This window comes from Pseudomonas sp. TE3644 (assembly GCF_056278815.1).
This window is the reverse complement of the sequence record NZ_JBWBQF010000001.1, coordinates 2,898,465-2,923,686: the sequence shown is the minus strand read 5'-3', so window position 1 is coordinate 2,923,686 and position 25,222 is coordinate 2,898,465. Positions and strand designations below refer to the sequence as shown.

The window sequence follows — 25,222 nt, the reverse complement described above, 5'->3', positions numbered from 1 at the left end:
AAGGCGGTGCTATTGTTTTTTCGCTGCAGTGGAAGCTGCTGATTATGATAACGTTCTCATTTGCACTGAAAAAAATCGCCCTTGATAGGGCTGTAGAGAGCGTTCTCATACTCTTGGCAAAAAATAACTCAGTGGACGGCATTGCGTGCCATCCACCGAGCTGATGCGCGGCGATCATAGGCGCGACAATTTGTCTCGTCAATCTTGCGCCCGTGCCTGGTGACCGGGGGCGTCCGCCAGTGAACAGCAGGCGGCCTGGGCACAGAGCCATTGGCGGAAGATTTCCACCGGGCCGTCAGACGCGATGTTCTGGGATTGCACCAAGTAGTAACCCTTGCCCGTGGCCAGTGCTGGCTCGAATACCTGTACCAGGCGGTGTTGCTCGACGTCATCCTCTACCAGCCATGGGCTGGTCAGCACCAGCCCCTGTTTGCGTCGTGCCGCATCAATGGCAAGCTCCGACTGGTCGAACTGCAAGGTGCTACCCCGCACCGCACTAGACTGCCCGCTCAGGGCAAGCCATCGTGGCCAGTAAGCGTGGGACGTCGTGGACAGCAGCGTGGCCGCCCTCAGGCCGCTGGCGCCCAGGCTGGCCAAGTAGGAGGGACTGGCGTAGACCCGAACCTCATCTGAAAGCAATAGGGCAGCGGCGACATTACTCGCCTTGCCGTCGAAGTGCCTTACCGCCAGATCGAACGGTGCGTGCTCAAGGTCCACCTGTTCGGTGGACGCGTTCAGGTGCAAGCTCAATTGCGGGTGCTGGCGCGTCAGGTAGGGCATGCGCCGAGCGAACCAGGTGGTAGCGAAGGCAGGCGGAAACGTAAGCCGTACCGAGTTGTCCGTTGCCAACAGTTGCGCGTGCGTATTGTCCAACTGTTCAAGGGCGGGGCGCACCTGTTCCCAGTAACGTTTGGCCGCAGCAGTGGGTTGAAGGTGGCGCACACTGCGAATAAATAGTGGGGTGCCTAGCCATGCCTCGAGTTTGCGGATTTGTTGCCCTACTGCGCCAGGGGTCAGGTATAGGTAACGAGCAGCCTCGACCAGGCTGCCAGCACGCATGACCGCGTCGAAGCAGGCGACGGCTTTCAGCGGTGTATCCGCTCTCATGGCGTAGTTTTTCTCCGTTATGACCTTAGAAGTAATGAGTTGTCCAGGGAGCGCTTGCGTAACAGAATCGACGTGACCACTGCCCCCGCCACCTTTTGGCCGGGCCGCTAGTACAGGAAGCCACAACCATGAACACCCTTATTGTGCATGCTCATCCCGAACCGAGCTCATTCAACGGTGCGCTCAAGGATACCGCAGTAAGCACACTGCGCGGGCTCGGCCATGACGTGCAGGTAAGCGACTTATACGCATTGGGTTGGAAAGCGGCGCTCGACGCCGGCGATTTCGCTGCCGAACGTGCCGATGCGGCATATCTGGACCTGTCCCTCGAACAGGAGTACGCCCAGGCCCATGCCACAGTAACCGAAGACGTGCGGCTGGAGCAGGCCAAGCTGATGCAGGCAGACCTTGTGATCTTGCAGTTCCCCATTTGGTGGTTCTCGATGCCGGCGATACTCAAGGGCTGGGTGGATCGCGTCATGGCCCGGGGGTTTGCATACTCGGCCGGACGCAAGTACGACTCTGGTCATTTACGCGGCAAGCGGGCCATGCTGTGCATCACCACGGGCACTGCGGGCACGCTTTACACCCCAAACGGCATCGACGGCGACCTGCATCATGTGCTTTGGCCTATTCATAACGGCATTTTGGCGTATACCGGTTTCACCGTTTTGCCCCCTTTCGCCGCCTGGATGCCTGGGCGTGTGTCCGAACAGCAGCGCACGCAGTACCTGACCGACTACGCGGCTTACCTGGTCCAACTCGACAGTGTTGAACCGCTGTATTTTCATCCTCACCAGGACTATGACGAACATCAGCAACTAAAGCCAGATGTCGTCGCCCGGTCTGGCGTGCAGTGGAATCCGCGCGCCGGCCAGAGTTTTCAGCAATCGGCAGCGAGCGAGCGTTCCCGCCGCTTGCTGGACAAGTAATCAACCAAGGCGACAGACGTGGAAAGGCTACTGGATTATTTTTGTGGCTGACGTCACGACCGGACTGCACAGCAACAGTCCGGTCGGCTGTGTCAACCTATCGGGCGAAAGTACAGCGTTGTGCCAAAGGTGCCGGGCACCGAAACGGTGAAGAATGGAGGCGACGTGCGTAACCGTTTAGAGGTGGGCGTAATACCACTTTGATGCAGCGCTCAGGCTACCAGGCCCAAGCCCCCATCCAGCACAAGCGTTTGACCGGTCAGGAAGCGGTTGTTCATGGCAAACACATAGGCATCGGCGATATCCCCTGGCTCTGCGGTGCGGCCCAAGGGGATGATGCCTGCAAAATGCGCCTTGGTACGTTCGATATCCGCTCGCGGTACGTTGCGCCACAGGGGCGTGTCCATCCAGGTTGGGGCGATGGCATTGACTCGCAGGCGCGGTGCCAGTTCTACCGCAAGGCCTTGAACGAGCAAGCTGATGGCCGCATTGCCGATAAAGGCCCCCGACGCGCTATGGGGGCGGCCACCCGCACCTGCGGTCAAGGTGATGCTGCCACCGTCGATAACCTTGGCAGCAACCGATTTGCAGATGTGCAGTGCATTGAAGAACTTCCCGTCGATAGCCTCGCGAAGCACTGCGTCGTCATTCACCATGAACCCGCCGCCCATTGCGCCCCCAACCATCGAAATGACATGGTGGACGGGCTCCAGGGTGTCGCAGAAGCGGGCCCACACGTTGGCGTCTGCGGCATTCAGTTCGCTGCCCGTGACCTCTGCACCCGCTTCGCGTAGCGCGGCAACGGCATTTTCCAGACGTTGCGGATCACGCCCTGCAATGATCAATCGGGCCCCCGCCTTAGCGGCCCGCTGCGCAGTCGCGAAGCCAATGCCCGAACTACCGCCAATAATCAGAATCGTTTTACCGTCAAGCGACATGGTCAATCTCCCGAGTTCTTCACTACCGCATGGAGTGGGATAAATTCAAATACTATGAGTATCTGAATACTATCCGGTATCCTGATGGCCTACCACCTACTTAAGTATGAGTACACTCCATGACGAGGCTGAGCCGCGGCGAGCGCCAGGTGCAAACCCGCAGACAATTGCTGGAGGCTGCACGTGAGCTGTTCAAACGCGATGGTTATGCCGCGACTTCCGTCGAGAGAATCGCCGATGCGGCGGGTTACAGCAAAGGCGCGGTCTATTCGAACTTCCCGGACAAGGAGTCGATTTTCCTTGGGGTACTGGCGATCGAAGGGTCCCAGAGTCTGGAAACGCTAATACGCGACCTGGATAATGCCCCGGACATTCACGCGATTACCGAGTTGCTGGCACAGTGGGCGGATCAGCGCTCCAGCGATGGTAACTGGTCTTTGACTATCCTTGAGCACGCGCAGCTGTCACGGCCGGGTACGCAAGCCCGTGAGCGACAGGCGGCGATGCTGCTAGGTTACTGGACAACCCTGGGTGACTACTTGCTGGGGCGTTTTCCAGCCATGGCGCAGGACAGTGCCGTGGTAGGGGCTCTGCTGCACGAAATTGCCTATGCCCCTGCGCTGACGTTGACTGGTGCGGTATCGGCAGGCGATCTCATGCGGCTTGCGTTAAGGGGGCTATTCTCGGCTCGCTAAGCTCAGCCCGGCGGCCAGGTCGCGTATCAATTCCGGGAAAGCAGGCAAGGCCACCTCCGATGTAGCTGGCGTAATCCCCATGCCCCGGCTGGTTCATCGTCTGGCAGCCTCCACCGTGTTTTTCAGCAGGTAGGCAATGGTCATCGGCCCCACGCCACCCGGCACCGGGGTGATGGCGCTGGCCACCAGGCGCGCGCTGTCGTAGTCGACATCGCCCACCAGGCGCGGCCCCTGCGGGGTGTCGATGCGGTTGATGCCGACGTCGATGACCACCGCGCCCGGTTTCAACCAACTGGCGTCGATCATGCGCGGCTTGCCCACGGCGGCTACCACGATGTCGGCCAGGCGGCACAGGGCAGGGGCGTCAACGCTGCGCGAGTGGACGATGCTCACCGAGCAGTGCGCCTGCAGCAACAGGGTGGCCATGGGCTTGCCGACGATGTTGGAGCGGCCGATGACCACCGCGTGCTTGCCGCTGAGGTCGCCGCAGGTCTGCTCCAGCAGGCGCATGCAGCCGCTGGGGGTGCAGGGTGTCAGCACTTCATGGCCTTGCACCAGGCCGCCGACGTTCTCGCGGTGAAAACCGTCGACGTCCTTGCGCGGGTCGATGGCGTGGATCACCGCTTGTTCGTTGATGTGCGCCGGCACCGGCAGTTGCACCAGGATGCCGTGCACGGTGGGGTCGGCGTTGAGTTCGGCGATTACCGCCAGCAGCTGCGCCTCGCTGCATTCGGCCGGCAGGCGGCGCTCCACCGAGCGGATGCCCACCTCGCCGGCGCGCAGGATCTTGTTGCGCACGTACACGTGGCTGGCCGGGTCGTCGCCCACCAGCACCACGGCCAGGGCCGGTTGAATACCTTGCGCGGCCAGTTCGCGCACCTGGGCGGCGACTTCGTCGAGGACGATGGCGGCCATGGCCTTGCCGTCGATGTCCCGGGCCATTTTCAGGGAACTGTTCATGGGGTGTTCCTTGGCAGGAGGAAAAAAGGGGGAGCCAGGCTCCCCGAAGCGTGTGAGGTTATGCCACCAAACGGTGGCAGGCGTAAACCACCAGTACCCCGGCGATCAGCGTCACGTAGGGCAGAACCCCGGCGCGGCGCACGCTGTCGTCGGCCTGCAGGTGCAGGTCGCTGAGCATGGCTGCCGGGAACCGGCCCTTGTCCTGCACGTAATGGCGGAACAGGAACACCGGCACGATCAGCAGCGCCAGCAGCACGCCGGTGAACAAGGTGCCGCTGCCCCAGATGTCGGCGCCCAGGCCCATGCACGCCAGGTTGACGAAGCTCAGCAGCGCGCCCATGCCCAGCAAAAGCGCCGGGGCCTTGTAGGGGCGCGACCAGGTGGGGCGGTCGAGGCGGTGAATCCAGCCGGCGTTGAGGTTGAGGAAGTTGAAGATGATGTAGCTGACGTTGGAAGCCGCTAGCACGAACACGTAATCGGACATCAGCAACAACAGCAGGTTGAAGCCCAGGTCCGTCCACATGGCCGCGGTGGGCGCGCCATGTTCATTGGTATGCCCCAGGTAGCGCGGCAGCCAGCCGTCCACCGAGGCTTGGTAGAGAGTACGCGAGGAGCCGGACATGGAGGTCATGATCGCCAGAAGCGTCGCCAGCACCAGCATGATCAGCACCACGTTGGCCACCAGCTTGCCGCCGCCCAGGCTGTCGGCCATGGCCTGGCCCACGCCCATGCCGCTGTAGATGGCTGGCGAAAGCAGGCCGCTGTACACAGCCGGGGTCACCACCGCGCCGCTGGCGTCCAGCACTGCCGGCGTCACCAACTGGCCCAGGCCAAGACTGCCCTGGAATGCCATGGGCACCAGGGTGAACACCAGTATGCACAGCAGGCCGGCGTAGAATATCGCCTTGAAGGTGTCGCGCTTGGGGTCCTTGAACTCACGGGTGTAGCATACCGCCGTCTCGAAACCGTAGGTGGACCAAGCGGCCATGAACAGCCCGCCGGCCATCAGCGACCAGCCCGACAGGTCCCAGGCGCCATCCACCACGTTGCCGGCTGCGTCATGGGCCAGCGGGAACAGCGGCAGGAAGTTGGCCTGGGTGGCGTCGCCGGTGACCAGCGGCACCACGCCCACCAGTAGCAACGGGATCAGCGACGTGAGGCCCAGCACCAGGGTCAGGCGCGCCGAGCGCAGGATGCCGCCGTGCTGCACGGCGAACACCGCCAGCAGAACCACCGCACCGATCAGGAAGGTGGCGTTGATCCGCAACGATAAGCCAGTCTTGACCCAGTCAAGGTTCACCAGCGTCAGTTGCCAGGTATTGATGGCGGCGTCGGGGGCGAACAGGGCGGTGAGGATATACCCCGCCGCCAGGCCCGAGCCGATGGACAGCACCGGGCTCCAGGCCAGCCAGTTGCACCACACCGACACCGGTGCGATCAGCTTGCTGTAGCGCACCCAGGCCACCGCACCGTACACCGAGGCGCCACCGGACTTGTGGGGGAACAGCCCGGCGATCTCAGCGTAGGTGAAAGCCTGGATAAAGCCAAACAGGATGGACACGATCCACACGATCCAGGCCGGCTTGCCCACGGTGGCGGCAATGGCGCCGATGGAAAATAGCACCAGCGCCGGTACGCCGCTGGCCACCCAGAAGGCTCCTCGCCAATCAATCTTGCGCTGCAGGCTGCCGACCGTCTGGTCGGCTTGCGGCACGTCTTGGAACGTTGTCGCTTCCATGGTGATGATCCCGTAAGTGGTTGAGTGAGGGCAGTTAGCAAAGGGTGCCGGGAAAAGTGAGTCAGGCGCGTACCCGCTGTTTCTCCGGGTCGTAGAAGACCGGTGCAGTGACCTGCGCATCCAGGCGCTTCTGCAAACCGTCCAGCTTGCCCACCTGCAGCGCCTGGCCCGGCGCGGTATAGCCCACGTCCACCCGGCACAGGGCAATGCAGCGGCCCAGCAGCGGGGAGCGGCAGGCGCTGGTGACCACCCCCACCTGGGCGCGACCGTGGAACACCGGGTCGCCATGGTGGGCGCTCTCGTTGCCATCAATCAGCAGCCCGACCAGCTTGTGTGTAGGGTGGGCGCTGCGGCGCAGCAGGGCGTCGCGGCCGATGAAATCGTCGGTCTTGCTGTTCAGCGGCACGCTGAAGCCGATGCCGGCCTCGAACGGGTCGGTCTGGTCGCAGAATTCAAAGCCGGCGAAAATCAGCCCGGCCTCGATGCGCAGCATGTCCAGCGCCTCCAGGCCTAGGGGTACCAGCCCCAATGGCGCGCCAAGTTGCCAGAGGCGGTCCCACACCTGCAGCGCGTGCTCGGGCTGGCACCACAGTTCATAGCCCAGCTCGCCGGTGTAGCCGGTGCGCGAGACCATCAATGGACAGCCATCATGGTCATCCAGGCGCCCGACCAGGAAGCGGAACCAGCCCAGGTCTTTCAGGGCGGGCTGGGTGCCTGGGGTCCAGACCATCTGGCGCAGCAGCTCACGGCTGCGCGGGCCTTGCACCGAGAGGTTATGGATGGTCTCGCTGGCGCTTTTCACCCACACCTTCATGCCCAGGCGCTGGGCCTGCTCGCGCAGCCAGGTGCCGGCGTAGTCGTCGCCGCCTATCCAGCGGAAATTGTCCTGGCCCAGGCGCAGCAGGGTGCCGTCGTCGAGCATGCCGCCGTGTTCGTGGCACAGCGCCGAATACACCACCTGGCCGATGGCCAGGCGCCGCACGTCGCGGGGCAGGCAGTACTGCAGCAGGGCTTCGGCGTCGGGGCCGATGATCTCGAATTTGCGCAGCGCGGTAAGGTCCATGACCGCCACCCGCTCGCGGCAGCCGTAGTACTCGTCGATGGCGCCGAAGCCGTCGTAGCGCAGCGGCTGCCACCAGCTGCGGTAGTCGCTGAACTGGCGGGTGAGGGCGCTGGTGCGCGGGTGGAAGGCCGATTCGCGGGTCATCACGGGGTCGGCGTCGGCAGTGGGTCGGCTGGCCATGGCGATAGAGAAGCGCTCCTTGTCGCTGTAGACGCGAACATGAATGTCCGTGGGGTTCCAGCCATTGGCCGGGTCGATGTCATCGGGGCACGAGGTGCTGGCGCACACCAGGTCGGTCATGGCGCGCAGCAGCACGAAGTCGCCGGGCCGCGACCACGGCTCGTCCAGTGTCAGCTGCTGGTGGGCGTCGATGTGGGTGTTGTAGAAAAAATTGATCGCCGGCCACGGCTGCGCTTCCACGCCGAACGGCCGCAGTACCGCGCTGAGGTTGTCGCTGCAGTTGTCGTGCCCGAAATAGCCCTGGCTTTCGTAATAGCGCGCGGCGCACGCCAGGGCGAAGGCGTCGTGGCGGCCCACGGTGTCCTGTACTACCTGCAGCATGGGCTGCATGTGCCGGTCGAAGAACCGCGAGAACAGCCCCGGCGCAGGGTAGGCGGTGCCGTTGAGGGTGCGCGTGACGGTCTGGTCCAGGTCCAGCAACTGCCCGCGGTCCAGGGCGCGACGGTCCAGGGCGACCATGTCCGAACACTGCCGGCCGGCCACGTCCAGCACCTGCAGGTACTGGCCTTTTTGCAGGGTGTAGCTGTGCGCGGTGCCGGGGCGCAGGGTGAACTCGTCCAGCACCTCGCCCAGCGGCTCGGGCAGCGGCGGCACCCACAGCAGCGGCTGAGCCGCGCGCTCGATGCACAGGCGCAGTTCGCTGCCGCGCAGTTGCTGCGCGACGCTTGTGGCCTGCGCCGGCGCGCCCACCAGCACCAGCAGCGCGTCGCTGGCGATGAACTGGCGGCTGAACCCGGCCGGGGTTTGCGCCGCCCACAATTGCGCGGCGGCCGGCAGCTGCCCGGGGGCCATCCCGCGTTTGTGCAAGGCCGCCAGCAGGCGCCGGGCTTGAGGGCTGCCGTCGGCCAGGCGCGGGTGAATGAAGGCACCGGCCGGGGCGCTGGCCAAGGCCCACTGGGCCAGGGCATCGCGGCCCTGGCCATCGATCACCAGCAACTCGCAGGCCTGCAAGCCTTCAAGGTCAATGATTTGCAAAGTGTCGCCGGCCTGCAACGCCACCAGCGTCAGGCCGCCGGCCGCCACCCGGTAGCGTTCCAGGTTCGGTGCCCGGGCGAACAGCCCCGGCTCGCGGGGGCGTGAGATGATCGGTGCGTTCATGGTTTCAGCCCACCGACTTGATGGGCGCGGCCGGCTCGCCCAGGTAGGCGGCCATGGAGTCGTCCAGCGCCAGCAGCCATGGCGTGTGATGGGGCGGCGACTGGGTGCCGGTCATCAGCGAGCGGTAGGATTTGTCGCGGTAGCCCATGATGTCGCGGGCCTTGTCGTGCTTCCAGTGCAGGAACGTCTGGTTGACCGCGGCAATGTCGAAGTCCGGGTAATCGGTGGCCTGCACCAACTGCTGGATGTAGGCGCCCTGGAACTCGAACATCTGCTGGGCGGTTTCCAGCGCCTGCTCGCGCTGGTGCCAGGCGGCGCCGTGGGCATGCATGGCGGCCGGCGCGGGCAGGGCGATGCGCCCCAGGATCACGTCGCGGGCATACCAGGCCTGGGCATCGAACATGTTGAACGAGTACCACTGGTCCTGCATGCCCAGGTACAGCAGGCGCGGGTTGGCCTCCCAGAAAATGCCCTGGTAGAGGTTGCGCGGCCACAGGCGGTTGTCGGTCTTGAGGCACAGCGCATCGGGCAGGAACGGGAAATGGTGCTTGTAGCCGGTGCACAGAATGATTGCGTCGATGTGCTTGTGGCTGCCATCGATGAACCAGGCACGGTTGCCCTCCACGCGCTTGAGCAGCGGCTTTTCTTCCCAGTTGTCCGGCCAGGCGTAGCCCATGGGCGCGCTGCGGTAGCAGCTGGTGATGCTGCGCGCGCCGTATTTGTAGCACTGCGAGCCGATGTCCTCGGCCGAGTAGCTGCTGCCGATGATCAGCAGGTCCTTGCCCTTGAACTCCAGCGCATCACGAAAATCGTGGGCGTGAAGAATGCGCCCGCCGAAGCGCTCGAAGCCTTCGAAATGGGGCACCGAGGGCGTGGAGAAATGCCCGGAGGCGGTGATCACGTAGTCGAAGGCCTCGCTGTACACGCGGTCCTGGCCGTGGTCATGCACGGTGACGCTGAATTGCTGGCTGGCCTCGTCATAGCTCACGTGGCGCACCACGTGGCTGAAGCGGATGTAGTCGCGCACCCCGGCCTTTTCCACGCGGCCCTTGATGTAGTCCCACAGCACCTCGCGCGGCGGGTACGAACCGATGGCGCGGCCGAAGTGCTCCTCGAAGCTGTAGTCGGCGAACTCCAGGCACTCTTTCGGGCCGTTGGACCACAGGTAGCGGTACATGCTGCCGTGCACCGGCTCGCCGTGTTCGTCCAGGCCGGTGCGCCAGGTGTAATTCCACATGCCGCCCCAGTCGCGCTGCTTCTCGAAGCACACCAGTTCGGGGATGGCGGCGCCCTGGTCGCGGGCGGACTGGAAGGCGCGCAGTTGCGCCAGGCCGCAGGGGCCGGCGCCGATGATTGCCACACGTAGGGTCATGGTCTTGGCTCTCGCTGGTCAGGGTCAGGAAAAGATCACGGTCTTGTCGTGGTTGATGAACACCCGGTGCTCCAGGTGGTATTTCAGCGCCTTGGAAAGGGCTACGGTCTCGGTGTCGCGGCCCACGGCCACCAAGTGCTCGGGCAGGTAGGTGTGGTCGACGCGCTGGATCTCCTGCTCGATGATGGGGCCCTCGTCCAGGTCCGAAGTCACGTAGTGGGCGGTGGCGCCAATCAGCTTCACCCCGCGCTCGTACGCCTGGTGGTACGGTTTGGCACCCTTGAAACCGGGTAGGAACGAGTGGTGGATGTTGATGGCCCGCCCGCTCAGTTCACGGCACAGCTCATCGCTGAGGATCTGCATGTAGCGCGCCAGCACCACAAGCTCGGTGCCGGTCTCCTGCACGATGCGCAGCAGCTCGGCTTCCTGGCTGGCCTTGTTGTCCCTGGTCACCGGCAGGTAGATGAAGCGGATGCCCTCGCGCTCGGCCATGGGCCGCAGGTCCAGGTGGTTGGAGACCACGGCGGTGATGTGCATGTCCATCTCGCCCTTGCGGTGCCGGTACAGCAGGTCGGTGAGGCAATGGTCGAACTTGCTCACCATCAGCAGCACGCGGGTGGGCTGGCTGCTGGAAAACAGCTGCCACTGCAGCTGGAAGTCACCGGCAAGGTCGGTCAGGCCCTGGCGCAGGGGCGCCAGCTGGCCATCGACGCCGGGGTTGAAGCGAAACACCAGGCGCATGAAGAACTGGCCGGTGTGGTCGTCGTCGAACTGCGCCAGTTCGCTGATGTAGCAGCCCTGGCTGGCCAGCCAGGTGCTGACGCTGGCGACGATGCCGGAAGTGGCCGGGCAGCTGATCTTGAGAATGTAGTGTTCAGGGTTCGGGTGCATGCCGGGCTCCTCAGTTCTTCGCCGTGCGTTTGCTTTTCTGCGGGTCGTCGAACGGCAGTGCGTGGGTGCTGGCGCTGGTCTCCACACTGCCGCGCACCTGCAGGGCGACGCCGGGTTCGGCGTAGGCGGGCGCGATACGGGCAATGGCCATGGAACGGTGGGTCAGGCGTGAGTACATGCCGCAGGTGATGGTGCCCACCTGGCGGTCGCCCACCCACAGGGTGTCGCCGGCGTCGGCGGCGCGGGCACCGTCCAGCAGCACGCCGGCGATCTTGATGCGCTCCTGGCCGCGCAGGCGGAAGTGCTCGTCGGCGCCACGAAAATCACGCTTGTCCGGCGACACGGTGAAGTCCAGGCCCAACTCCCACAGGGTGTCGCCGGCCTTGTCGTCGGCGAAGGGGTACATTTGCGAGTTGTCGTAGGGGAAGAACATCAGCGAACTTTCCACCCGCAACCAGTCCAGGGCGGTGAAGGCGCAGGGGATGATGCCCATGCCGGCGCCCTGTGCAAGGATGCTGTCCCACAGGAACGGTGCGTCGGCGGCCTTGCAGAAGATCTCGTAGCCGCGCTCGCCGGTGTAGCCGGTGCGCGAGATCATCACAGGGCGCTCGAACAGCCTGGTTTGCAGGTGGTGGAAATACGGCAGCTGGCGAATGCCGGGCACGTACTCGGCGAGGAAATCCACGGCCAGCGGCCCCTGCAGCGACAGGTCATGCAGGTCGTCGTCGAACAGCACCGCCACCTGGCGGCCCTGGGCCGAGCGCACCAGCATCTCGTGGCCAAGCCCGGCGCCGTGCACCACCATGAAGGCGTTGGGCCCGATGCGGTAGACGATGCAGTCGTCGACGAACTTGCCGCCTTCGTCGAGCATGCTGGCGTACACCGACTTGCCCGGGTACAGCTTGGCGATGTCGCGGGTGGTGGCCCACTGCAACAGGCTTTCGGCGTGGGGGCCCACGTAGTGCACCTTCTTCAGGCCCGAAACGTCCATCAGCCCTGCGCGGGTGCGGATGGCTTCGTGGTGGTCGGCCAGGGCCGTGTCGTAGGTCCAGGCGGTGCCCATGCCGTTCCAGTCCTGCAGCTGCGAGCCCAGGGCACGGTGACGGTCGGCGAGGGCGGAAATGCGCCATGAATGGGTCATGTCAGAAGTCCTTGTGAGAGGGGGAAGGCGTTCAGGCCAGGGGATCGAATTGGCTGAGCCACTGCACCAGTGCCTGGCGGTAGCGGGTCATGCCCTTGTAGTCGGCGATTGCATCGGGCAGGTCGCGCAGCACCCTGTGCAGGCGGCAGCCCCAGCCGGGCTGGGTTGCCAGTTCGTCGAGGCTGATCAGGTAGGTGCGGATGCTGAACAGCATGGCGTGGCTGCGCGCAAGCCTGGACATGTGCTGCAGTTCGACGCGCAGGTGCACCAGGCGCCCGGCGTTGTCGGCGGTCACGGTGCCGCGGTCGGCACCCCATTGGTGGTAGGTTTCAGGGGAAGAGTCCAGGCGCGGGTTGATGGTCAGGGTCCAGTTGAGCCGGCGCACCGGGTGGCCCACCTGCACGTTCAGCAGGTACTTCAGCGCGCGGTCGAAGATGCCCATCTGGTGGGCCATCGGCACTGGCGCGTGCCACTGCTTGAAACTCATGCCGGCGTCGAAGGCCAGCGACCAGTCGGCCGGGCAGGTGACGAGGCCGGCGTCCATGTACAGGTCGTTGTCGCGCTGGTCGAGCAGGGCGAAGTCGCCTTGCACCTGGCGGCCGATGTATTCCAGCGGCGGGCAAGGCAAACTGCCGGCATCGCCGAAGGTGAAGTGCTGTTCGATGCCCAGGGCCTGGTTGCGCCAGTGCCAGCGTTTGCCGTCGCGGTTCAGGTTGAACCACTGCGGGTAGTCCTCGGCCAGGTGCTCCATCAGCAGTTGCAGGGTGTCCCAGGCCGCCTCCTGCATGTGCGGCATCACTAGGCAGCGCGTGGGGTCGGCCGCCAGCACTCGGGCGCGCTCGGCCATTTCTGCCTGGTAGTGTTCGTCGATGTCGAACCAGTGTTCGTGGATGGTGCCGGGCTGGCCGGCCTGGGCGGGCTCGATGTTCACCGAGTACAGGTAACTGTCCTCGGTGAAGGGGAACGGGAAGCGCTCGATGGCCTGGCGGCTGTTGCGGAAGTTGAACGGCGGGTGGTAACGATGCGGGGCATTGAAGTGCATGGTCATGTGCAGGTGTCCTTAAAGGTCCAGTACCAGGGGCTTGCCGCAGCCGCGCGAGACGCAGGGCATGAGTGAATGCACCTGCTCGTCGCAGGCCAGGTACAGGTCGCGGTGTTCCACGTCACCGCCCAGGTGGCGGGTGACGCATTGGCCGCAGACGCCGCCGCGGCACAGGTTGGGAATGTCCAGCCCGGCGGCCTCCAGGGCTTCGAGCAGGCTTTGCTCGCCAGCCACCTGCAGGTGGCGGTTGCTGCGCGCCAGGTACACGGCGAACGGCTGGCCGGGCGCGGCGCTGCTGAAGGCTTCCCAGTGCACCCTGGCGCGTGGCCAGCCCAGCCGCTGGGCCTGCTCGCGCACCGCGTCGAGCAGGCGTTGCGGGCCGCAGGTGTACAAGTGACTGCCCAGGGGTTGGCTTGCCAGCAGCCGGGCCAGGTCCAGGCGCTGGCCCAGGCTTGCGTCGTAGCCGTGCAGGCGTTGGCCCAGGGCTTGTCGCAGCGGCGCCAGGTAGGCATCGCTGAGCCCGCCGCGGTAGGCGAAATGCAGCTCGAAAGAGGCGTCGCGTGCTTGGAGGGCGGCAACGTAGGCCATGAACGGGGTGATGCCGATACCGCCAGCGATCAGCAGGTGATGGCGCGCCGGTGCATGCAGGGCGAACAGGTTGGCGGGGGCGCTGATGTTCAGTTCATCGCCCACTGCAAGTTGCTGATGGATGTACTGCGAGCCGCCGCGCGAATCCGCTTCCAGGCGCACGGCAATGCGGTAGTGGTGCTGCTCGGCAGGGTCGCCGGTCAGCGAGTAGGCATTACGCACACTATGCGAGCCAACTTGCAGTTGCACTTGGACATGGCTACCCGCCGAGAACGCCGGCAGGGTGCCGCTGATGGGGCTCAGGGTAAGCTCGCGGATCAGGGGCGTCAGCAGTCGGGCAGCGCTGACCCGTACGGCCATCCAGGCGCTCACGTGCGAGCCTCGGCGAACGGTTGGTCGGCGTCTGCGCACACGGCCATGTAGGCGCCTAGCCGCCGGGAAAAGTGCTCGCGCACGGCCAGGCGCACGCTGCAGTGCTGGCAGATCAGCTGGACGGTGGGCTCAGCCTCCTGCAGCGTGGCGCAATGCACGCAGTACAGCCGGCGCAGGCCTGTGGGATCTGCCCAGGCGCTGATTTCCTCTGCGCCAAGGCCCGCGCTGCGGGCAAGGGCATGCAGGTGCCAGATGAAGGCCTCTTCGCCGATCAGGTACAGGTGGCTGCCAACATGGCTGTGGCGCAAGTGCTCGGCCAGTTGCGGTTCGACGCCCGTCGCGCTGCCTTCAAGCAGCAAGGCGCTGGGCAGTTGCGCGGCCAGTTCAGCCGCTGCGCCGCTGCATTGCGCCACGATGAGGTGCTGCACTGCCCCGGTGCAGGGCACCAAGGGCGTGTAGCGTGGCACGCTGCCGGTGTAATGGTGGGGTGCGGGTGTCATGCTGCCTCCAAGGAACTTTTTCCTGTTGGGGAAGATAATTTCCCCTAGGGAATTTTTGATCAATGCCGTCTTGGAGATACCCCCTTGGGGGTAGAGGGATAGACGCCCAGGCACGAGGCATGAAATTTGCTGCCTGATAGGCAGTGCCGCAAACAAGGGAAAGGGAGGATGGAACTGAACGCGCGCAAGCTGCTAAGCCATTGGTGGAGTTGGCGAACAGGGCATGACTGGGAGCAGGGGCTGACGCGGATACGCCAGACCGTCGCGCAATTGCCGGTCGCGGCGTGCTTGGGAGATGAGGCGTTGTCGGGCCTAGTGGCGCAGCTCGAATCATTGCCTGGCGTGCACCAGTGCGCGCTGGTGCTGGGCGGCGAGGAAATCAGCGTGGCCCGGCGGGACATGGTTCGCCATTGCCCGCTGGCGGCCACCTGCCTTTGGCGCCAGCGCGACGTAGCGGCGGGGCTGACCACCTGCGGTGGCTGCCTTGCGCAGGGTGTGCGGCGCCAAGTACTGCGTTTACCTGCCGACGCCAACGCCCAGTTGCTGGTAGACACACCTGCAGCACCGGGCCGGCCATTGCTCGGGCTACTGGCTGAGATTGCACCCGGCTTGAGCAGCGGGGTGCAACTCGTGCGTTACTTGCGTGCACAGCAGCACCGTGCGGCGCACTTCCAGCAGGGCGCACTGGCCCGCGAGCTACACGACTCGGTGGCCCAGCAATTGGCTTACCTATCATTTCAGGTCACGTTGCTGCATGGCCGCCTGCACGACCGCAGCCAGGCCGAGGCTACGCTCGGCGAATTGCGCGGTGGCCTCAGTCACCTGCAACGTCAGGTACGTGAATTGATTACCAGCGCTCGTTTGACCATGGACGGCCGCACGCTGCGCCAGGCCCTTGTCGACTCGGTAGCCGAGTTCTCGCGACGCTGCATCATCGCATTCGAACTGGACAACCGCCTGGCCGATGGCGCGCTCAGTCCGGAAACCGAACTGCAGTTGCTGCAGATCATTCGTGAAGCCTTGACCAACGCGGTGCGCCATTCCCATGGGCGTCATGTTCTCATTGAACTGCGTGATACCCGCGATGGCGTGATCAACATTTGCGTTGAAGATGACGGCATAGGCCTTGGGCCTGTCGCCGACTTGGACAATCATTTCGGCCTGGCGATCATTCGTGAGCGCGCCGCTAGTATCGGCGCCACTCTAATGCTTGAAGGTGTAGCTCCCCACGGCACCCGCGTGCGCCTGCGCCTTGCACACCCGCACGCTTTATCCTCAAGGAGAACCCCTGATGAACAGCACTCGGCTGCTGCTGATTGACGACCACCCGCTATTTCGCAATGGGCTGGCACAGTTATTCGCTGCCAGCGAGGATTTTGACGTAGTAGGCCAGGCGGGTAGTGGCCGCGAAGGCATTGCCATGGCGGTTAACCTGGCGCCGGCACTGGTCCTTCTGGACCTGCACATGCCCGGGCTCAGCGGCTTGCAGGTACTCGATGAGCTACGCCAATTGCAGCTGGGCTGCAAAATCATGGTGCTGACGGCTTCTATCGACCGCGACGAGTTGCTGACGGCGATGCGCCTGGGTGCTAATGGCTATGTGCTCAAGGAAACCGAACCCGACGCCTTGTTGTGCCATGTGCGCAACTGCGGTCAGGGCGCGGTCATTCTCGATGACAGCTTAGCGACGCTGCTCTCGGAGCAGCCGTTGCAGTCCCCAGTGTTGGACGGCAGTCTGACCGAGCGCGAGGGGCAGACGCTGTCGCTGATTGCCTTGGGCATGAGCAATAAGCAGATCGGCCGTGAGTTGGGTATCAGCGATGGTACGGTGAAGGTCTATGTCAAGAGTCTGTTGAAGAAGTTGCGGCTGCATTCGCGCCTGGAGTTGGCAGCGTGGGTACACCGCTTCACCGTACCCGACCGACCGAGGAGTCACTGATGGAACTGGATGGGCAGTGGACAATGCTTGACGGTTATCCGGTGTCGTTGCTGTGGCTTGATGACAACGGTCACGTGCGCTACGCCAATGCCGCATGGAAACAGCTGATGGGGGACGAACCTAGCCACGGGGCCTTGCTGGAATGGGTACACCAGGAAGATCGCGCAGGGTGGAGCGCCGCCTTGCAGCGCCTGCTTGAACACCCTGCACGGCCGTTGCGTCAACGCCTGCGCTTTACACCAGGGGCTGGGGCGTTGCACTGGTTGGAGGTCTACTTGAGCCGTGGGACGCAAGGTTTCCATATGGCCGCTCATGACGTCACCGTTCAAAAGCGTCACGAAACAGGTTTGCAAGCCAGTCAGCGAAGCGCCTCGACCTTGTTGAACGGCATTCCGGGTCTGGTCTATCGAGGCCGTAATAATCGTGATTGGAGTATGGAGTTCGTCAGTGCTGGGTGCCTGACACTGACGGGCTATCCTGCTGAGCTTCTGACGGACAGCAACGACTTCAATTACGGCTCACTGATTCACCCGGATGATGCTGATTATGTGTGGCGGGAGGTGCAAGCGGCGCTGGCGCGTCGCCAACCTTACGAGCTGTGGTATCGAATTTGTTGTGCGGACGGAGGGCTGAAAAACGTCTGTGAAAGAGGTGGAGGTATTTACGCTGATACGGGGGAGGTGTTGGGTATAGAGGGCATCATTTATGAGAGAAGCTGCAGTTGCCGACCTGCTCGGTGAAGGGGAGCTTTGTAACAGTGATCAAGGGCAACCCCTTTTCGTCGAATGAGTGCCTTGGTGAGTCCCCGGCGGATACACGATTGCCCGGTACGTACCGGGTTCCCGTGGTTCTGCTATTAGGCTCAATAGAAATGCATCCCAACTCGGTCAGGCTGCGTTGAAAACAGGCTCGGAATGCTCATTTACAATACGTAAACTCCGCTTCCTCGCGTGTGTTCGCCTTGCCTGGTCTTCGCTGGAATACATTTCATACAGACCCTAGAATTTGGCCTGTAGCAGCAGTTGCGCGTAGACGTTAGTATGGCTATTGTCTAACTGGGAACCTCCGTTGTTGATATCCTTTTCAGGTTTGTAGAAGCCGACCAACGGGATCGCCGACAGATGAGCATTGATCTGCCACATCGCATAGACGTCCAGTTCATTGCCCCCTAAATTGGCAAAGGCGCTGGCAGTTTTGCTCAGTGTTTCAAAATGGTAGCCCAGTACACCTAACGCTACGCTATCAGTGGGGCTGAGTGTCAGACCAATCTGATGAATGCGCGCATTGGTGCTGAAAGGACCTGAGTAGTTGCTGGCTACTTCACCCTGGAACCAGGTGCCTAATGCCCTGACGTTCCCATAAAACAGCGGGTCGTATCCTTCCGAGAAGCGGCTGAAGCGATAGCTTAGCGCAGGGCGCCAAGGCAGAGCGGAAAATGTCCAACCTGACTCCAGATACCAGGCACTTTCATCCCCTTCATTGCGGTTTTGTCGGGCGTACTCCCCGCTGAGTAGCAACTCAGGATGTCCTAAATTGCCTTGTGCCCTGAGCGAAACTGTTCTGGTACCGTCTCGATCCACAAAATCATAAGCGGGATCAGTGTCTACTACTTTCAGGTAGGTAAGGCCGATCGTGCCCAGCGCTTGGACGTTCTCCAAGGTGCCTGCAACGATTTCAGCCTTGCCCTGAGCTGGGTTATCGGACTTGAGCCACATTAAATCGCTGCGCAGGCCTTGCGTGCCGCCAATCTTGACGACCGCCGTTTCATCGAAGGCTTTACGCCCGGTAAGGTAATAGGCTCCTCCGCGGTTCACGGCGCCGTCCAGGAACGACTTCCCGATGTTGAGGGCATCACCCGCAATCAGGAATCCATCGCCAATAATGACATTCTGGCGTCCTACCGAAACGTCCAGGCCATCTTTACCCAAGGTCGAAAAGCTGTCACCGGATTTCCATCCCAGATACGCATCTTCGAGCTTGGTCGTGCGCTCGGTGCCATCCGTCCACCCGGCTGCATCGCCTTGGCCAAACGTAGCGCTGGAAACCCAGTTTAGCGCCCCGTACGTGTGCTGTGCCTGGCTCCCCGAATTGATCCATCCACTTAGCCCGTATTTCGCATAGGATTCCTGCCAGTCTTTGCTACCGCCAGTCGTGGAACTGGATTGACCATAGCTTTTTCCACTATGAAAAATGCCCAATGCCAGCTCTGCATCTGCGTTCAATACCCCGGAATCTGAAGAGTAAAGCTCATAGGCATTAGCCTCGAACGTGCTTTGCAGCAGGGTACTAAATAGCAGGACGCTCAGTTTTTTGTTAGGGGATACCATCTTTTGCTCCGCTATATATTTACCGGTTACGGCTGGGTAAGTTTGAGGGAAAAACAAGATGGCAGATAGGGAGTGCCCGAAATCTCGAACTCAATTCGAGAGCGCCTGTTAAGCGGGTTCAATACCCTGCCTTCTTATTGTTTTTAACGCACACGTTGCAGAGAACTGTAAGTTTCTGCCCTGCCCAAGCAGGCAAGGCAGGAGGAGCATTTAAAGTGGGAAGGCGCGCTCGCCAAGTTGAAGGGTAACCCATTTCAATTCAGTCATGTCCTGAACTGAGTAACGACCATTTTCCTTGCCATGGCCGCTGTCCTTGAACCCCCCAAAGGGGGCATTGGGATCATCATCGAATGAATTGTCGTTGATGTGTACAGATCCGGCTTCCACACGCAGGGCGAAGTCGAAGGCCTTTTGCAGGTCATTCGTGACGATACCTGACGACAAGCCATAGGATGTGTCATTGGCCAGTTCGACGGCGTGTTCATAGTCGTTGGCTTTGTAAATGGAGACCAATGGCCCAAACGTCTCTTCATTATAAACATCCATCGAAGGCTGCACGTTCGTCAGCACCGACGGCTGGAACAGATTACCGCTGTACTCACCCCCCGTCAGAAGCGTCGCACCTTTGGACAGTGCGTCGTCGATCTGTCCTTTGATAAACTCGCATTGGCGAGCATTGATCAATGGCCCGATGATGGTTAATGGGTCGGTTGGATCGCCACAACGTATCGAGCGTACTGTTTCCGAGAATGCACGACAGAATGACTCGTAGATCGGTGCTTCGACAATAATTCGAGAGTTGGCCATGCACACTTGGCCTTGGTTGAAGAAAATGCCGAAAGCCGCCGCTCGGACCGCGTAATTAAGGTCAGCATCCTGGAGAACCACAATGGGGCTTTTGCCGCCCAATTCCAGTACGATGCGCTTCTGAAACTTTCCTGCGAGTTCGGATAGGTATTGTCCAACCTTTGCCGAGCCGGTGAAGGTCACCATCTTCACGCGTTTATCGGAGAAGAACTTGTCGCCTAACGCCTCGTTAGTAGTCGGAAGGACGTTGAATACACCGGGCGGCAGGCCGGCTTCCTCTAGAATTTCAGCGAATAGCAGGCCGATGAGCGGCGTCTGTGGCGCTGGCTTAAGCAAGAAAGCGTTACCAGCGGCAAGTGCAGGTGCCAGCTTCTTGCCATTTAATAGCAATGGTGCGTTAAAGGGGCCAACACCTGCGATAACGCCAAGTGGTTGCCGGAACGACATCGAAATGCGCCCCGGCCCATCAGCGGGCATGGTCTCACCGCGAACATCGCGTGCCTGACCAGCGGCAATGCGGAAGGTACTGACCATGTAATCACATTCGAACATCGCCTTGCCGAATACATTGCCGCCTTCCTCGATAAGAATCTTCGCGATGTCCGCGCGACGACGCTCGATAATATCCGCAGCGCGGCAAAGGATGGCTTCTCGCTCCTTGGCCAACGTTTTGCCCCAGGCTTTCTGAGCTTCAAAAGCGGCGGCAATGGCGCTATCTATATCCTCCGCCGTCGCCAATTTAACGCGAGCGATAGCTGTTTGATTGTAAGGGTTGATGACAACCTGCTCGGGCTGGCCATGACTCGCCCAGGATCTGCCGTCGATATAAGGGTGGTAGGTTTTCAGTTGTGATGTCGCCAAGTCGGTCATGTCAGCTCGCCTTTGAGTAGGGAGATAGATCCGGCAAGATTTACCGGATCATCTCGGCAGAGAAATTTCAGTCGTAAAATCCAGGGGGATAGCGGCCCAGCTATCACCTTTAAACGGGCTCGCTGTTTTTCCAGTTGGCCATCAAGGTGTTCGATGGCAGCGTCTCGTCAAGCAGCTTCTGTGCGGTAATCACCCCTGCGACCGGGAGGCCCTCGGGGTTGAGCAAACCAACCTGTACCAGGAGGCTCGCCTGGTCCCAATAGATATGCTCATGATAGAGCTTGTCACCACGGAACCTCACTACGCCTAGCATCGGAATTTCGACGTATTTCCCGGTAGGTGCGACGTTCGGCAATAGCCAGTCGATCTCTGTGGTATGTGTGAAGCACATGATGAACTCATCGACAATCTGCAGCGCACCGACTGTCCGGGATAGCGGAATGAGCTTCATGTCTGGTGGATTGCTGTGGACGAAGTGATTCTGGTAGAAGCGGCTCAGTTGCTTGTAGCCCACACCACCCGTCATGGTCGGAATATGGTTCACATAAGGTTCGGCGACCATGGTTGCCATGGTAGCTGGAACGTCACGCGTCTCGAACTCATGGCGCACGTGCTCGTCCCAGAGGTCGGACAGATTGAAGTGTGGGCCTATCTCGCGCTTCAGCGCGGCGATGGTACGCTCATGGGCCATGAGCGCCGCCGGCTTGTCGAAGTGCTCGCTGCCAACGCGTGCGAACGCATGATCGACGTTGGGGTAGACGTAAAGCTCGGCGTGTTTATTTCCTTTGAGGGCTGCAGAAATCTTGCTTCGCGCGGCGGCATCGCAATAGCCATCGTTTTCGGCGAAATGCAGCACCAGGCGCCCCGATACTTCATCGATTTCGTCCAGATAATGGTCGATACCCATGCCGTAGAACCCGACAGAGCAAGCAGCTTTGGTGCGTGTGGCCGTCAGGTAGGCGAGCTTCCCGCCCATGCAGAACCCGACATATCCCAGTCGATCGCCTTCTACCTGGTCGAGATTTTCCAGCGTGACGAAGCTGGCGGCAATATCGTTGACAGCCATGTCCACATCCATACGTTGGAACAGATCAATGGCTTTGCTGAAGTCTTCCTGTGTATAGCCAAGGTCGACGTTACGCTCCAACCTCCAGAACAGATCGGGTACAAGTACTACATAGCCTTCCTCGGCATACAGGTCCGCTACCGCACGCATGTTGGCATTGACACCAAAAATCTCTTGCCCGAGCACTAAACCGGGCCCTTTTCCGCTAGCGGGCACTGCCAGGTAACCGCGGAAGGTGTTGTGGTCATCCAACGTACGGATATCAATGAACTCGCCCATCTGGAATGCTCCTTTACAATAAATTATCCACAATGACGCTGAAACCAGACCCGCGGCGATAAGCCTTGATCGGGCCCTAAAATCGAGAAGCCGCCATCGACCGGTACATCGACACCGGTCATCCATGAAGCAGCCGCGCTGCATAGGAAGGCCACCACATTGGCAATCTCCTCACCCCGGCCTACCCGGCCCAATGGGTGAAACGGTGCACCGACTTTGTCTGCAAGATCGATGTCGTTATCGGTCAATGAGGCGACACTTGGCGACCAGGTCCAGGCGGGGGAAACGCTGAGGACCCGGGTGCCTTGTGATGCAAGGCTAACGGCGAAATTCTTTGTCAACTGCAGCATCGCCGCCTTGGAGGCTGGATAGAGTGCTCTACCGGCCGCGCCAAATTTGCCACCGGTGCTGGTGATATTGATGATGGTGCTTCCTGCGCGCAGTAGCGGCGCGATTTTCTGCACGAAAATCGCTGAGGAAACGACGTTAACGTTCAGGCTTTTATGCCACGCCTCCCGGGAAGAGCCGATGCCATTGTCGTCGTATAGGCATGCGTTATTGACGAGAATGTCGATCTTGCCGAAATGATTGATCGTGTTATCAATGCATTTGTCGATGTCTTCGTCGTTTTCGACATCGCACTCTGTGTAAGACGCACACGGACCCAGCGAAGCGCTGAGTTGGCGGCCGGCCACGGCATTCCTGCCGACCAGCATGACTTCGGCACCCTGCGCCAGTAGTATTTTGGCGATATCCAGGCCAAGCCCTTGGGTACTTCCGGTAACAATCGCAACTCTGCCCTCGAGGTTCATTTCGGTGACTCCATCAGTTGGCTGACGCCGGAAATTTTTGCGATGAGACTCATGCTGCTCAGCGAAGCTTGGTGTGCCAAAGGGTCGGCAGAGGAGCATGCGTCAGCGGGTACGACGACGCGGTAGCCACAGTCCACTGCATGGCGAACCGTGCTTTCAACCACTGAATGGGTAGCCACGCCTGCAATGATCAAGGTGCGAGCGCCCAGCATCGTCAGCAGCGCTTCGACGTGGGTGCCGTAAAACGCGTTGATACGCTTATGCGTGACTATGTATTCCTTCCCGTTCTCATGGGGGCTCAAGGCATCGAGGAACTCTGCACCCCAAGAGCCCTCTATGACGGCACCCAGCTTTTTCACGTTCTCCAATATCGGCGCATTGGCGATCAGATCGGAGTAGTCGCCACGGTAGGCGACACGAGCATGAATGATTGGCCAGTCGTTTTTACGCGCACACCGTAGCAGGGCGCCTGCGGCTGAGATGAGAGTTGCACGGTGCTCTCCGTCCGTGTCCAGACCTACCTTGATACGACCGTCCGTGTGGAGGACATCGTTCTGGTAATGGAGTGCAATAACGACTGGCCGCTCCATCACACGAATACCTCCAAGTTGGCGAAAACATCATTGCAGTTGACCAAGTCAACCCGTTTCAGCTTGATGTTCCATCCTTCAACTTTATTGCCGATCAGTTTATAGGTATATCGACCCGCTAGCTGACGTTGGTCCAGGCGCCATTCAGTTGCCTGGAAGCTGGCACTGACAACCAGATAGTTATCTTCGTCTAGACCCTCGATACAAATATTGCCGACCAGGTGGGCTGTCTGCGTTTGCGGCTGCTGTGACCAGTTGCGGGCATTTTCAACCCGGCGGATACGGGTTTCACGCAGCATTCGGTTTTCCCAGAAAAGGGAAATATGATCAAACGGATTGGCCTGATTATGTTTCTGCGGCACCCAGTACATGCCGTCTTCGGTAAAGAGCTTGTCCCATTCCCAGAATTTCCAGGTATCGAGCATGCGTGCTTCTCGATAAATGAACTGTTCGATTGAGCGCATGGTCGATTCATCGACAGTGGCAGGAGTCAAAGAAGTGGTATTAACGTTAAAGTTACGGTCAAGCAACATTGTTGCTCTCCTTGGCGATGATGGTTCCGGTCATGAATTTCTTCCAGGCAGCGAACTGATTGCGCATCGGCAGTTCGCTAGTGCCGTTAGTTGAAACGGCGCCATCCTCAAGGATTTTGTCGGTGCCCACGTAGCGGTGCATGCTGATCCAGCTCCCCCCACGGGTCATGTTGCCTTCCTGGCAACGCGCATAAACCTCAACGTCGTCTGGCATGACGTTGGAGGAGGGTGAGTTAATGACGTTGGCGTAGGTCAATGCACGATCAAATACGACGTCAGGTGCGCCCTTGCAGCGAAATGTCTGAATCTCCACCACGGTTTTATCGACTGCAAGCGGACGAATGACGCGAAACTGCATGAAGACGGTGTGGGGCGAGCCACTACCGTAGATCACGGTATTGTGACGGTTCATGCCCATGATCTCCCGGGCACGGTCCGCACCATACGCTTGGCTCAGGCATTCGAAATGTGCTCTGGCGACTTCATCGCGCTCTGCAGCGCCAGGATCGAAAATCGCTTCCATGTAGCCGTGGCCATTGTGGTAAGCCCTCAGTTCCAGTTTCTCCCAGAAGTCATAGGGCTCGCCGTTGCCGTCCATGATTAACAGCTCGAAAGGCATTTCGCCGATGGACTCTGCTTCCTGGCGCGCCGCATCCACCGAGGATTCATGCGTGACGCGAGCGTGCATGGTGTCGTGCAAGTTTTCGTAGAAAACTTTCCAGTTGGAGCGCTGCTGCACGCGAAATATGCCGCCTGCTACTTCCAGTTCGCCAACAGGCGAGCGATCGCACATGTTGTCGATAGAGCTGACCACTCCACCCAGGAACGTCTTCAGGTCCTCGCCGTAGTTAGCTTGGCTGGCGAATACGAAGCCGCGGTAGCTGTCCACGCGGGCAACGCTGACCATGGAGAAGTCAGGGTGCTTAGGGTCGTAACAAGTGCCCTCGAAGCCGCTTTTCAGAGGCGCGGAAAGGTGCGAGCCATCCAGTTTGAACGTCCAGGCATGATAAGGGCAGCGGAAGAACTTGCCGACGTTACCGTCTCCGTCAGCGACCAACTTTGCGCCTTTGTGAGGGCAGCGGTTGTAGTGGACATTCACCTTTCCGTCGGACGCTCGTACCATGACGACATCTTGATCACCGATGCGAGTGGTATGGTAGTCCCCAGGGTTTTTCACCTGGCTTTCGTGCCCCACGTAAATCCAGGCGTGACCGTAAATACGCTCCATCTCGAGCTGAAAGAGAACAGGGTCGGTGTATACGCTTTTGTGAACGCTGTCGTCACGAACCAGGTCCGCGATTTGCTCATTCGTAGGAATCATT

General features: G+C 61.0%; 23 protein-coding genes. 5 read left to right on the top strand and 18 right to left on the bottom strand.

The features are described 5' to 3' along the window. Nucleotides 1–198 precede the first annotated feature (198 nt). The gene (locus ACZ9GA_RS12895; RefSeq protein WP_457362318.1) at nucleotides 199–1,107 is read right to left on the bottom strand and encodes a LysR substrate-binding domain-containing protein; all 909 of its coding nucleotides are present in this window, start codon (nucleotides 1,105–1,107) and stop codon (nucleotides 199–201) included. 128 nt (nucleotides 1,108–1,235) lie between these two features. Between ACZ9GA_RS12895 and ACZ9GA_RS12890 the strand changes: the two genes are divergently transcribed. Further along, nucleotides 1,236–2,039 (top strand): NAD(P)H-dependent oxidoreductase, encoded by an 804-nt coding sequence (locus ACZ9GA_RS12890; protein WP_457362319.1) that lies wholly within the window; start codon nucleotides 1,236–1,238, stop codon nucleotides 2,037–2,039. A 212-nt stretch (nucleotides 2,040–2,251) separates the two neighbouring features. Here ACZ9GA_RS12890 and ACZ9GA_RS12885 read toward each other — a convergent pair whose 3' ends face one another. Further along, nucleotides 2,252–2,977 carry an SDR family oxidoreductase gene (locus ACZ9GA_RS12885; protein ID WP_457362320.1) on the bottom strand — a complete coding sequence of 242 codons (726 nt, stop codon included), beginning with the start codon at nucleotides 2,975–2,977 and terminating at the stop codon, nucleotides 2,252–2,254. A 119-nt stretch (nucleotides 2,978–3,096) separates the two neighbouring features. Between ACZ9GA_RS12885 and ACZ9GA_RS12880 the strand changes: the two genes are divergently transcribed. Then, nucleotides 3,097–3,672, top strand: a complete 576-nt coding sequence (locus ACZ9GA_RS12880) for a TetR/AcrR family transcriptional regulator (RefSeq protein WP_457362321.1) — start codon at nucleotides 3,097–3,099, stop codon at nucleotides 3,670–3,672. 93 nt (nucleotides 3,673–3,765) lie between these two features. Here ACZ9GA_RS12880 and folD read toward each other — a convergent pair whose 3' ends face one another. The 9 genes from folD to ACZ9GA_RS12835 all read right to left on the bottom strand — a co-directional run bounded on the left by folD (nucleotide 3,766) and on the right by ACZ9GA_RS12835 (nucleotide 14,677). Next, on the bottom strand, nucleotides 3,766–4,632 hold the full coding sequence (gene folD, locus ACZ9GA_RS12875; protein ID WP_457362322.1) for a bifunctional methylenetetrahydrofolate dehydrogenase/methenyltetrahydrofolate cyclohydrolase FolD: 867 nt from the start codon (nucleotides 4,630–4,632) through the stop codon (nucleotides 3,766–3,768). A gap of 58 nt (nucleotides 4,633–4,690) precedes the next feature. Beyond that, on the bottom strand, nucleotides 4,691–6,370 hold the full coding sequence (locus tag ACZ9GA_RS12870; protein ID WP_457362323.1) for an APC family permease: 1,680 nt from the start codon (nucleotides 6,368–6,370) through the stop codon (nucleotides 4,691–4,693). Nucleotides 6,371–6,431: 61 nt separating this feature from the next. Beyond that, on the bottom strand, nucleotides 6,432–8,771 hold the full coding sequence (locus tag ACZ9GA_RS12865) for a DUF1989 domain-containing protein (RefSeq protein ID WP_457362324.1): 2,340 nt from the start codon (nucleotides 8,769–8,771) through the stop codon (nucleotides 6,432–6,434). Between the two features lie 4 nt (nucleotides 8,772–8,775). Then, nucleotides 8,776–10,143 carry an NAD(P)-binding domain-containing protein gene (locus ACZ9GA_RS12860; RefSeq protein WP_457362325.1) on the bottom strand — a complete coding sequence of 456 codons (1,368 nt, stop codon included), beginning with the start codon at nucleotides 10,141–10,143 and terminating at the stop codon, nucleotides 8,776–8,778. Between the two features lie 24 nt (nucleotides 10,144–10,167). Then, nucleotides 10,168–11,034 (bottom strand): formyltetrahydrofolate deformylase, encoded by an 867-nt coding sequence (gene purU / locus ACZ9GA_RS12855; protein ID WP_457362326.1) that lies wholly within the window; start codon nucleotides 11,032–11,034, stop codon nucleotides 10,168–10,170. A gap of 10 nt (nucleotides 11,035–11,044) precedes the next feature. Then, nucleotides 11,045–12,175 carry an aminomethyl transferase family protein gene (locus ACZ9GA_RS12850; protein ID WP_457362327.1) on the bottom strand — a complete coding sequence of 377 codons (1,131 nt, stop codon included), beginning with the start codon at nucleotides 12,173–12,175 and terminating at the stop codon, nucleotides 11,045–11,047. Between the two features lie 31 nt (nucleotides 12,176–12,206). Continuing rightward, nucleotides 12,207–13,223, bottom strand: coding sequence for a heme-dependent oxidative N-demethylase family protein (locus ACZ9GA_RS12845; RefSeq protein WP_457362328.1), 1,017 nt, complete (start codon nucleotides 13,221–13,223; stop codon nucleotides 12,207–12,209). A gap of 12 nt (nucleotides 13,224–13,235) precedes the next feature. After that, the gene (locus ACZ9GA_RS12840) at nucleotides 13,236–14,177 is read right to left on the bottom strand and encodes a PDR/VanB family oxidoreductase (protein ID WP_457362329.1); all 942 of its coding nucleotides are present in this window, start codon (nucleotides 14,175–14,177) and stop codon (nucleotides 13,236–13,238) included. Further along, nucleotides 14,174–14,677 (bottom strand): dimethylamine monooxygenase subunit DmmA family protein, encoded by a 504-nt coding sequence (locus tag ACZ9GA_RS12835; protein WP_457362330.1) that lies wholly within the window; start codon nucleotides 14,675–14,677, stop codon nucleotides 14,174–14,176. The genes ACZ9GA_RS12840 and ACZ9GA_RS12835 overlap by 4 nt, the downstream gene beginning before the upstream one ends. A gap of 168 nt (nucleotides 14,678–14,845) precedes the next feature. On the opposite strand from ACZ9GA_RS12835, the gene ACZ9GA_RS12830 reads away from it, so the two are divergent. Genes ACZ9GA_RS12830 through ACZ9GA_RS12820 form a run of 3 tightly spaced genes read left to right on the top strand, consistent with a single transcriptional unit; the run spans nucleotide 14,846 to nucleotide 17,356 of the window. Next, entirely contained in the window at nucleotides 14,846–15,997 is a 1,152-nt protein-coding gene (locus tag ACZ9GA_RS12830; protein ID WP_457362331.1) for an ATP-binding protein, read from the top strand. After that, the gene (locus ACZ9GA_RS12825; RefSeq protein WP_268151028.1) at nucleotides 15,969–16,616 is read left to right on the top strand and encodes a response regulator; all 648 of its coding nucleotides are present in this window, start codon (nucleotides 15,969–15,971) and stop codon (nucleotides 16,614–16,616) included. Before ACZ9GA_RS12830 ends, ACZ9GA_RS12825 begins: the two co-directional genes overlap by 29 nt. Beyond that, nucleotides 16,616–17,356, top strand: coding sequence for a PAS domain-containing protein (locus ACZ9GA_RS12820; protein ID WP_457362332.1), 741 nt, complete (start codon nucleotides 16,616–16,618; stop codon nucleotides 17,354–17,356). Before ACZ9GA_RS12825 ends, ACZ9GA_RS12820 begins: the two co-directional genes overlap by 1 nt. Nucleotides 17,357–17,614: 258 nt before the next feature. Here ACZ9GA_RS12820 and ACZ9GA_RS12815 read toward each other — a convergent pair whose 3' ends face one another. From ACZ9GA_RS12815 to ACZ9GA_RS12785, 7 genes are all read right to left on the bottom strand, one after another. Continuing rightward, complete coding sequence (locus tag ACZ9GA_RS12815; RefSeq protein ID WP_457362333.1) at nucleotides 17,615–18,943, bottom strand: alginate export family protein; 1,329 nt, start codon at nucleotides 18,941–18,943, stop codon at nucleotides 17,615–17,617. Nucleotides 18,944–19,153: 210 nt separating this feature from the next. Next, complete coding sequence (locus tag ACZ9GA_RS12810; RefSeq protein WP_457362334.1) at nucleotides 19,154–20,620, bottom strand: aldehyde dehydrogenase family protein; 1,467 nt, start codon at nucleotides 20,618–20,620, stop codon at nucleotides 19,154–19,156. A gap of 109 nt (nucleotides 20,621–20,729) precedes the next feature. Next, nucleotides 20,730–21,965, bottom strand: coding sequence for a dienelactone hydrolase family protein (locus ACZ9GA_RS12805; RefSeq protein ID WP_457362335.1), 1,236 nt, complete (start codon nucleotides 21,963–21,965; stop codon nucleotides 20,730–20,732). A 23-nt stretch (nucleotides 21,966–21,988) separates the two neighbouring features. Then, nucleotides 21,989–22,777, bottom strand: a complete 789-nt coding sequence (locus tag ACZ9GA_RS12800) for an SDR family oxidoreductase (RefSeq protein WP_457362336.1) — start codon at nucleotides 22,775–22,777, stop codon at nucleotides 21,989–21,991. After that, on the bottom strand, nucleotides 22,774–23,367 hold the full coding sequence (locus ACZ9GA_RS12795) for a cysteine hydrolase family protein (protein ID WP_457362337.1): 594 nt from the start codon (nucleotides 23,365–23,367) through the stop codon (nucleotides 22,774–22,776). The genes ACZ9GA_RS12800 and ACZ9GA_RS12795 overlap by 4 nt, the downstream gene beginning before the upstream one ends. Then, on the bottom strand, nucleotides 23,367–23,900 hold the full coding sequence (locus ACZ9GA_RS12790) for an aromatic-ring-hydroxylating dioxygenase subunit beta (protein ID WP_268151041.1): 534 nt from the start codon (nucleotides 23,898–23,900) through the stop codon (nucleotides 23,367–23,369). The genes ACZ9GA_RS12795 and ACZ9GA_RS12790 overlap by 1 nt, the downstream gene beginning before the upstream one ends. Continuing rightward, nucleotides 23,890–25,221 carry an aromatic ring-hydroxylating dioxygenase subunit alpha gene (locus tag ACZ9GA_RS12785; RefSeq protein WP_457362338.1) on the bottom strand — a complete coding sequence of 444 codons (1,332 nt, stop codon included), beginning with the start codon at nucleotides 25,219–25,221 and terminating at the stop codon, nucleotides 23,890–23,892. The genes ACZ9GA_RS12790 and ACZ9GA_RS12785 overlap by 11 nt, the downstream gene beginning before the upstream one ends. Between the last annotated feature and the right edge of the window lies 1 nt (nucleotide 25,222).

What these genes read in the sequence shown, in the direction of transcription:
- ACZ9GA_RS12895 (WP_457362318.1), bottom strand. Translation starts at nt 1,107, where the DNA reads ATGAGAGCGGATACACCGCTGAAAGCCGTCGCCTGCTTCGACGCGGTC.
- ACZ9GA_RS12890 (WP_457362319.1), top strand. Translation starts at nt 1,236, where the DNA reads ATGAACACCCTTATTGTGCATGCTCATCCCGAACCGAGCTCATTCAAC.
- ACZ9GA_RS12885 (WP_457362320.1), bottom strand. Translation starts at nt 2,977, where the DNA reads ATGTCGCTTGACGGTAAAACGATTCTGATTATTGGCGGTAGTTCGGGC.
- ACZ9GA_RS12880 (WP_457362321.1), top strand. Translation starts at nt 3,097, where the DNA reads ATGACGAGGCTGAGCCGCGGCGAGCGCCAGGTGCAAACCCGCAGACAA.
- folD (WP_457362322.1), bottom strand. Translation starts at nt 4,632, where the DNA reads ATGAACAGTTCCCTGAAAATGGCCCGGGACATCGACGGCAAGGCCATG.
- ACZ9GA_RS12870 (WP_457362323.1), bottom strand. Translation starts at nt 6,370, where the DNA reads ATGGAAGCGACAACGTTCCAAGACGTGCCGCAAGCCGACCAGACGGTC.
- ACZ9GA_RS12865 (WP_457362324.1), bottom strand. Translation starts at nt 8,771, where the DNA reads ATGAACGCACCGATCATCTCACGCCCCCGCGAGCCGGGGCTGTTCGCC.
- ACZ9GA_RS12860 (WP_457362325.1), bottom strand. Translation starts at nt 10,143, where the DNA reads ATGACCCTACGTGTGGCAATCATCGGCGCCGGCCCCTGCGGCCTGGCG.
- purU (WP_457362326.1), bottom strand. Translation starts at nt 11,034, where the DNA reads ATGCACCCGAACCCTGAACACTACATTCTCAAGATCAGCTGCCCGGCC.
- ACZ9GA_RS12850 (WP_457362327.1), bottom strand. Translation starts at nt 12,175, where the DNA reads ATGACCCATTCATGGCGCATTTCCGCCCTCGCCGACCGTCACCGTGCC.
- ACZ9GA_RS12845 (WP_457362328.1), bottom strand. Translation starts at nt 13,223, where the DNA reads ATGACCATGCACTTCAATGCCCCGCATCGTTACCACCCGCCGTTCAAC.
- ACZ9GA_RS12835 (WP_457362330.1), bottom strand. Translation starts at nt 14,677, where the DNA reads ATGACACCCGCACCCCACCATTACACCGGCAGCGTGCCACGCTACACG.
- ACZ9GA_RS12830 (WP_457362331.1), top strand. Translation starts at nt 14,846, where the DNA reads ATGGAACTGAACGCGCGCAAGCTGCTAAGCCATTGGTGGAGTTGGCGA.
- ACZ9GA_RS12825 (WP_268151028.1), top strand. Translation starts at nt 15,969, where the DNA reads ATGAACAGCACTCGGCTGCTGCTGATTGACGACCACCCGCTATTTCGC.
- ACZ9GA_RS12820 (WP_457362332.1), top strand. Translation starts at nt 16,616, where the DNA reads ATGGAACTGGATGGGCAGTGGACAATGCTTGACGGTTATCCGGTGTCG.
- ACZ9GA_RS12815 (WP_457362333.1), bottom strand. Translation starts at nt 18,943, where the DNA reads ATGGTATCCCCTAACAAAAAACTGAGCGTCCTGCTATTTAGTACCCTG.
- ACZ9GA_RS12810 (WP_457362334.1), bottom strand. Translation starts at nt 20,620, where the DNA reads ATGACCGACTTGGCGACATCACAACTGAAAACCTACCACCCTTATATC.
- ACZ9GA_RS12805 (WP_457362335.1), bottom strand. Translation starts at nt 21,965, where the DNA reads ATGGGCGAGTTCATTGATATCCGTACGTTGGATGACCACAACACCTTC.
- ACZ9GA_RS12800 (WP_457362336.1), bottom strand. Translation starts at nt 22,777, where the DNA reads ATGAACCTCGAGGGCAGAGTTGCGATTGTTACCGGAAGTACCCAAGGG.
- ACZ9GA_RS12795 (WP_457362337.1), bottom strand. Translation starts at nt 23,367, where the DNA reads ATGGAGCGGCCAGTCGTTATTGCACTCCATTACCAGAACGATGTCCTC.
- ACZ9GA_RS12790 (WP_268151041.1), bottom strand. Translation starts at nt 23,900, where the DNA reads ATGTTGCTTGACCGTAACTTTAACGTTAATACCACTTCTTTGACTCCT.
- ACZ9GA_RS12785 (WP_457362338.1), bottom strand. Translation starts at nt 25,221, where the DNA reads ATGATTCCTACGAATGAGCAAATCGCGGACCTGGTTCGTGACGACAGC.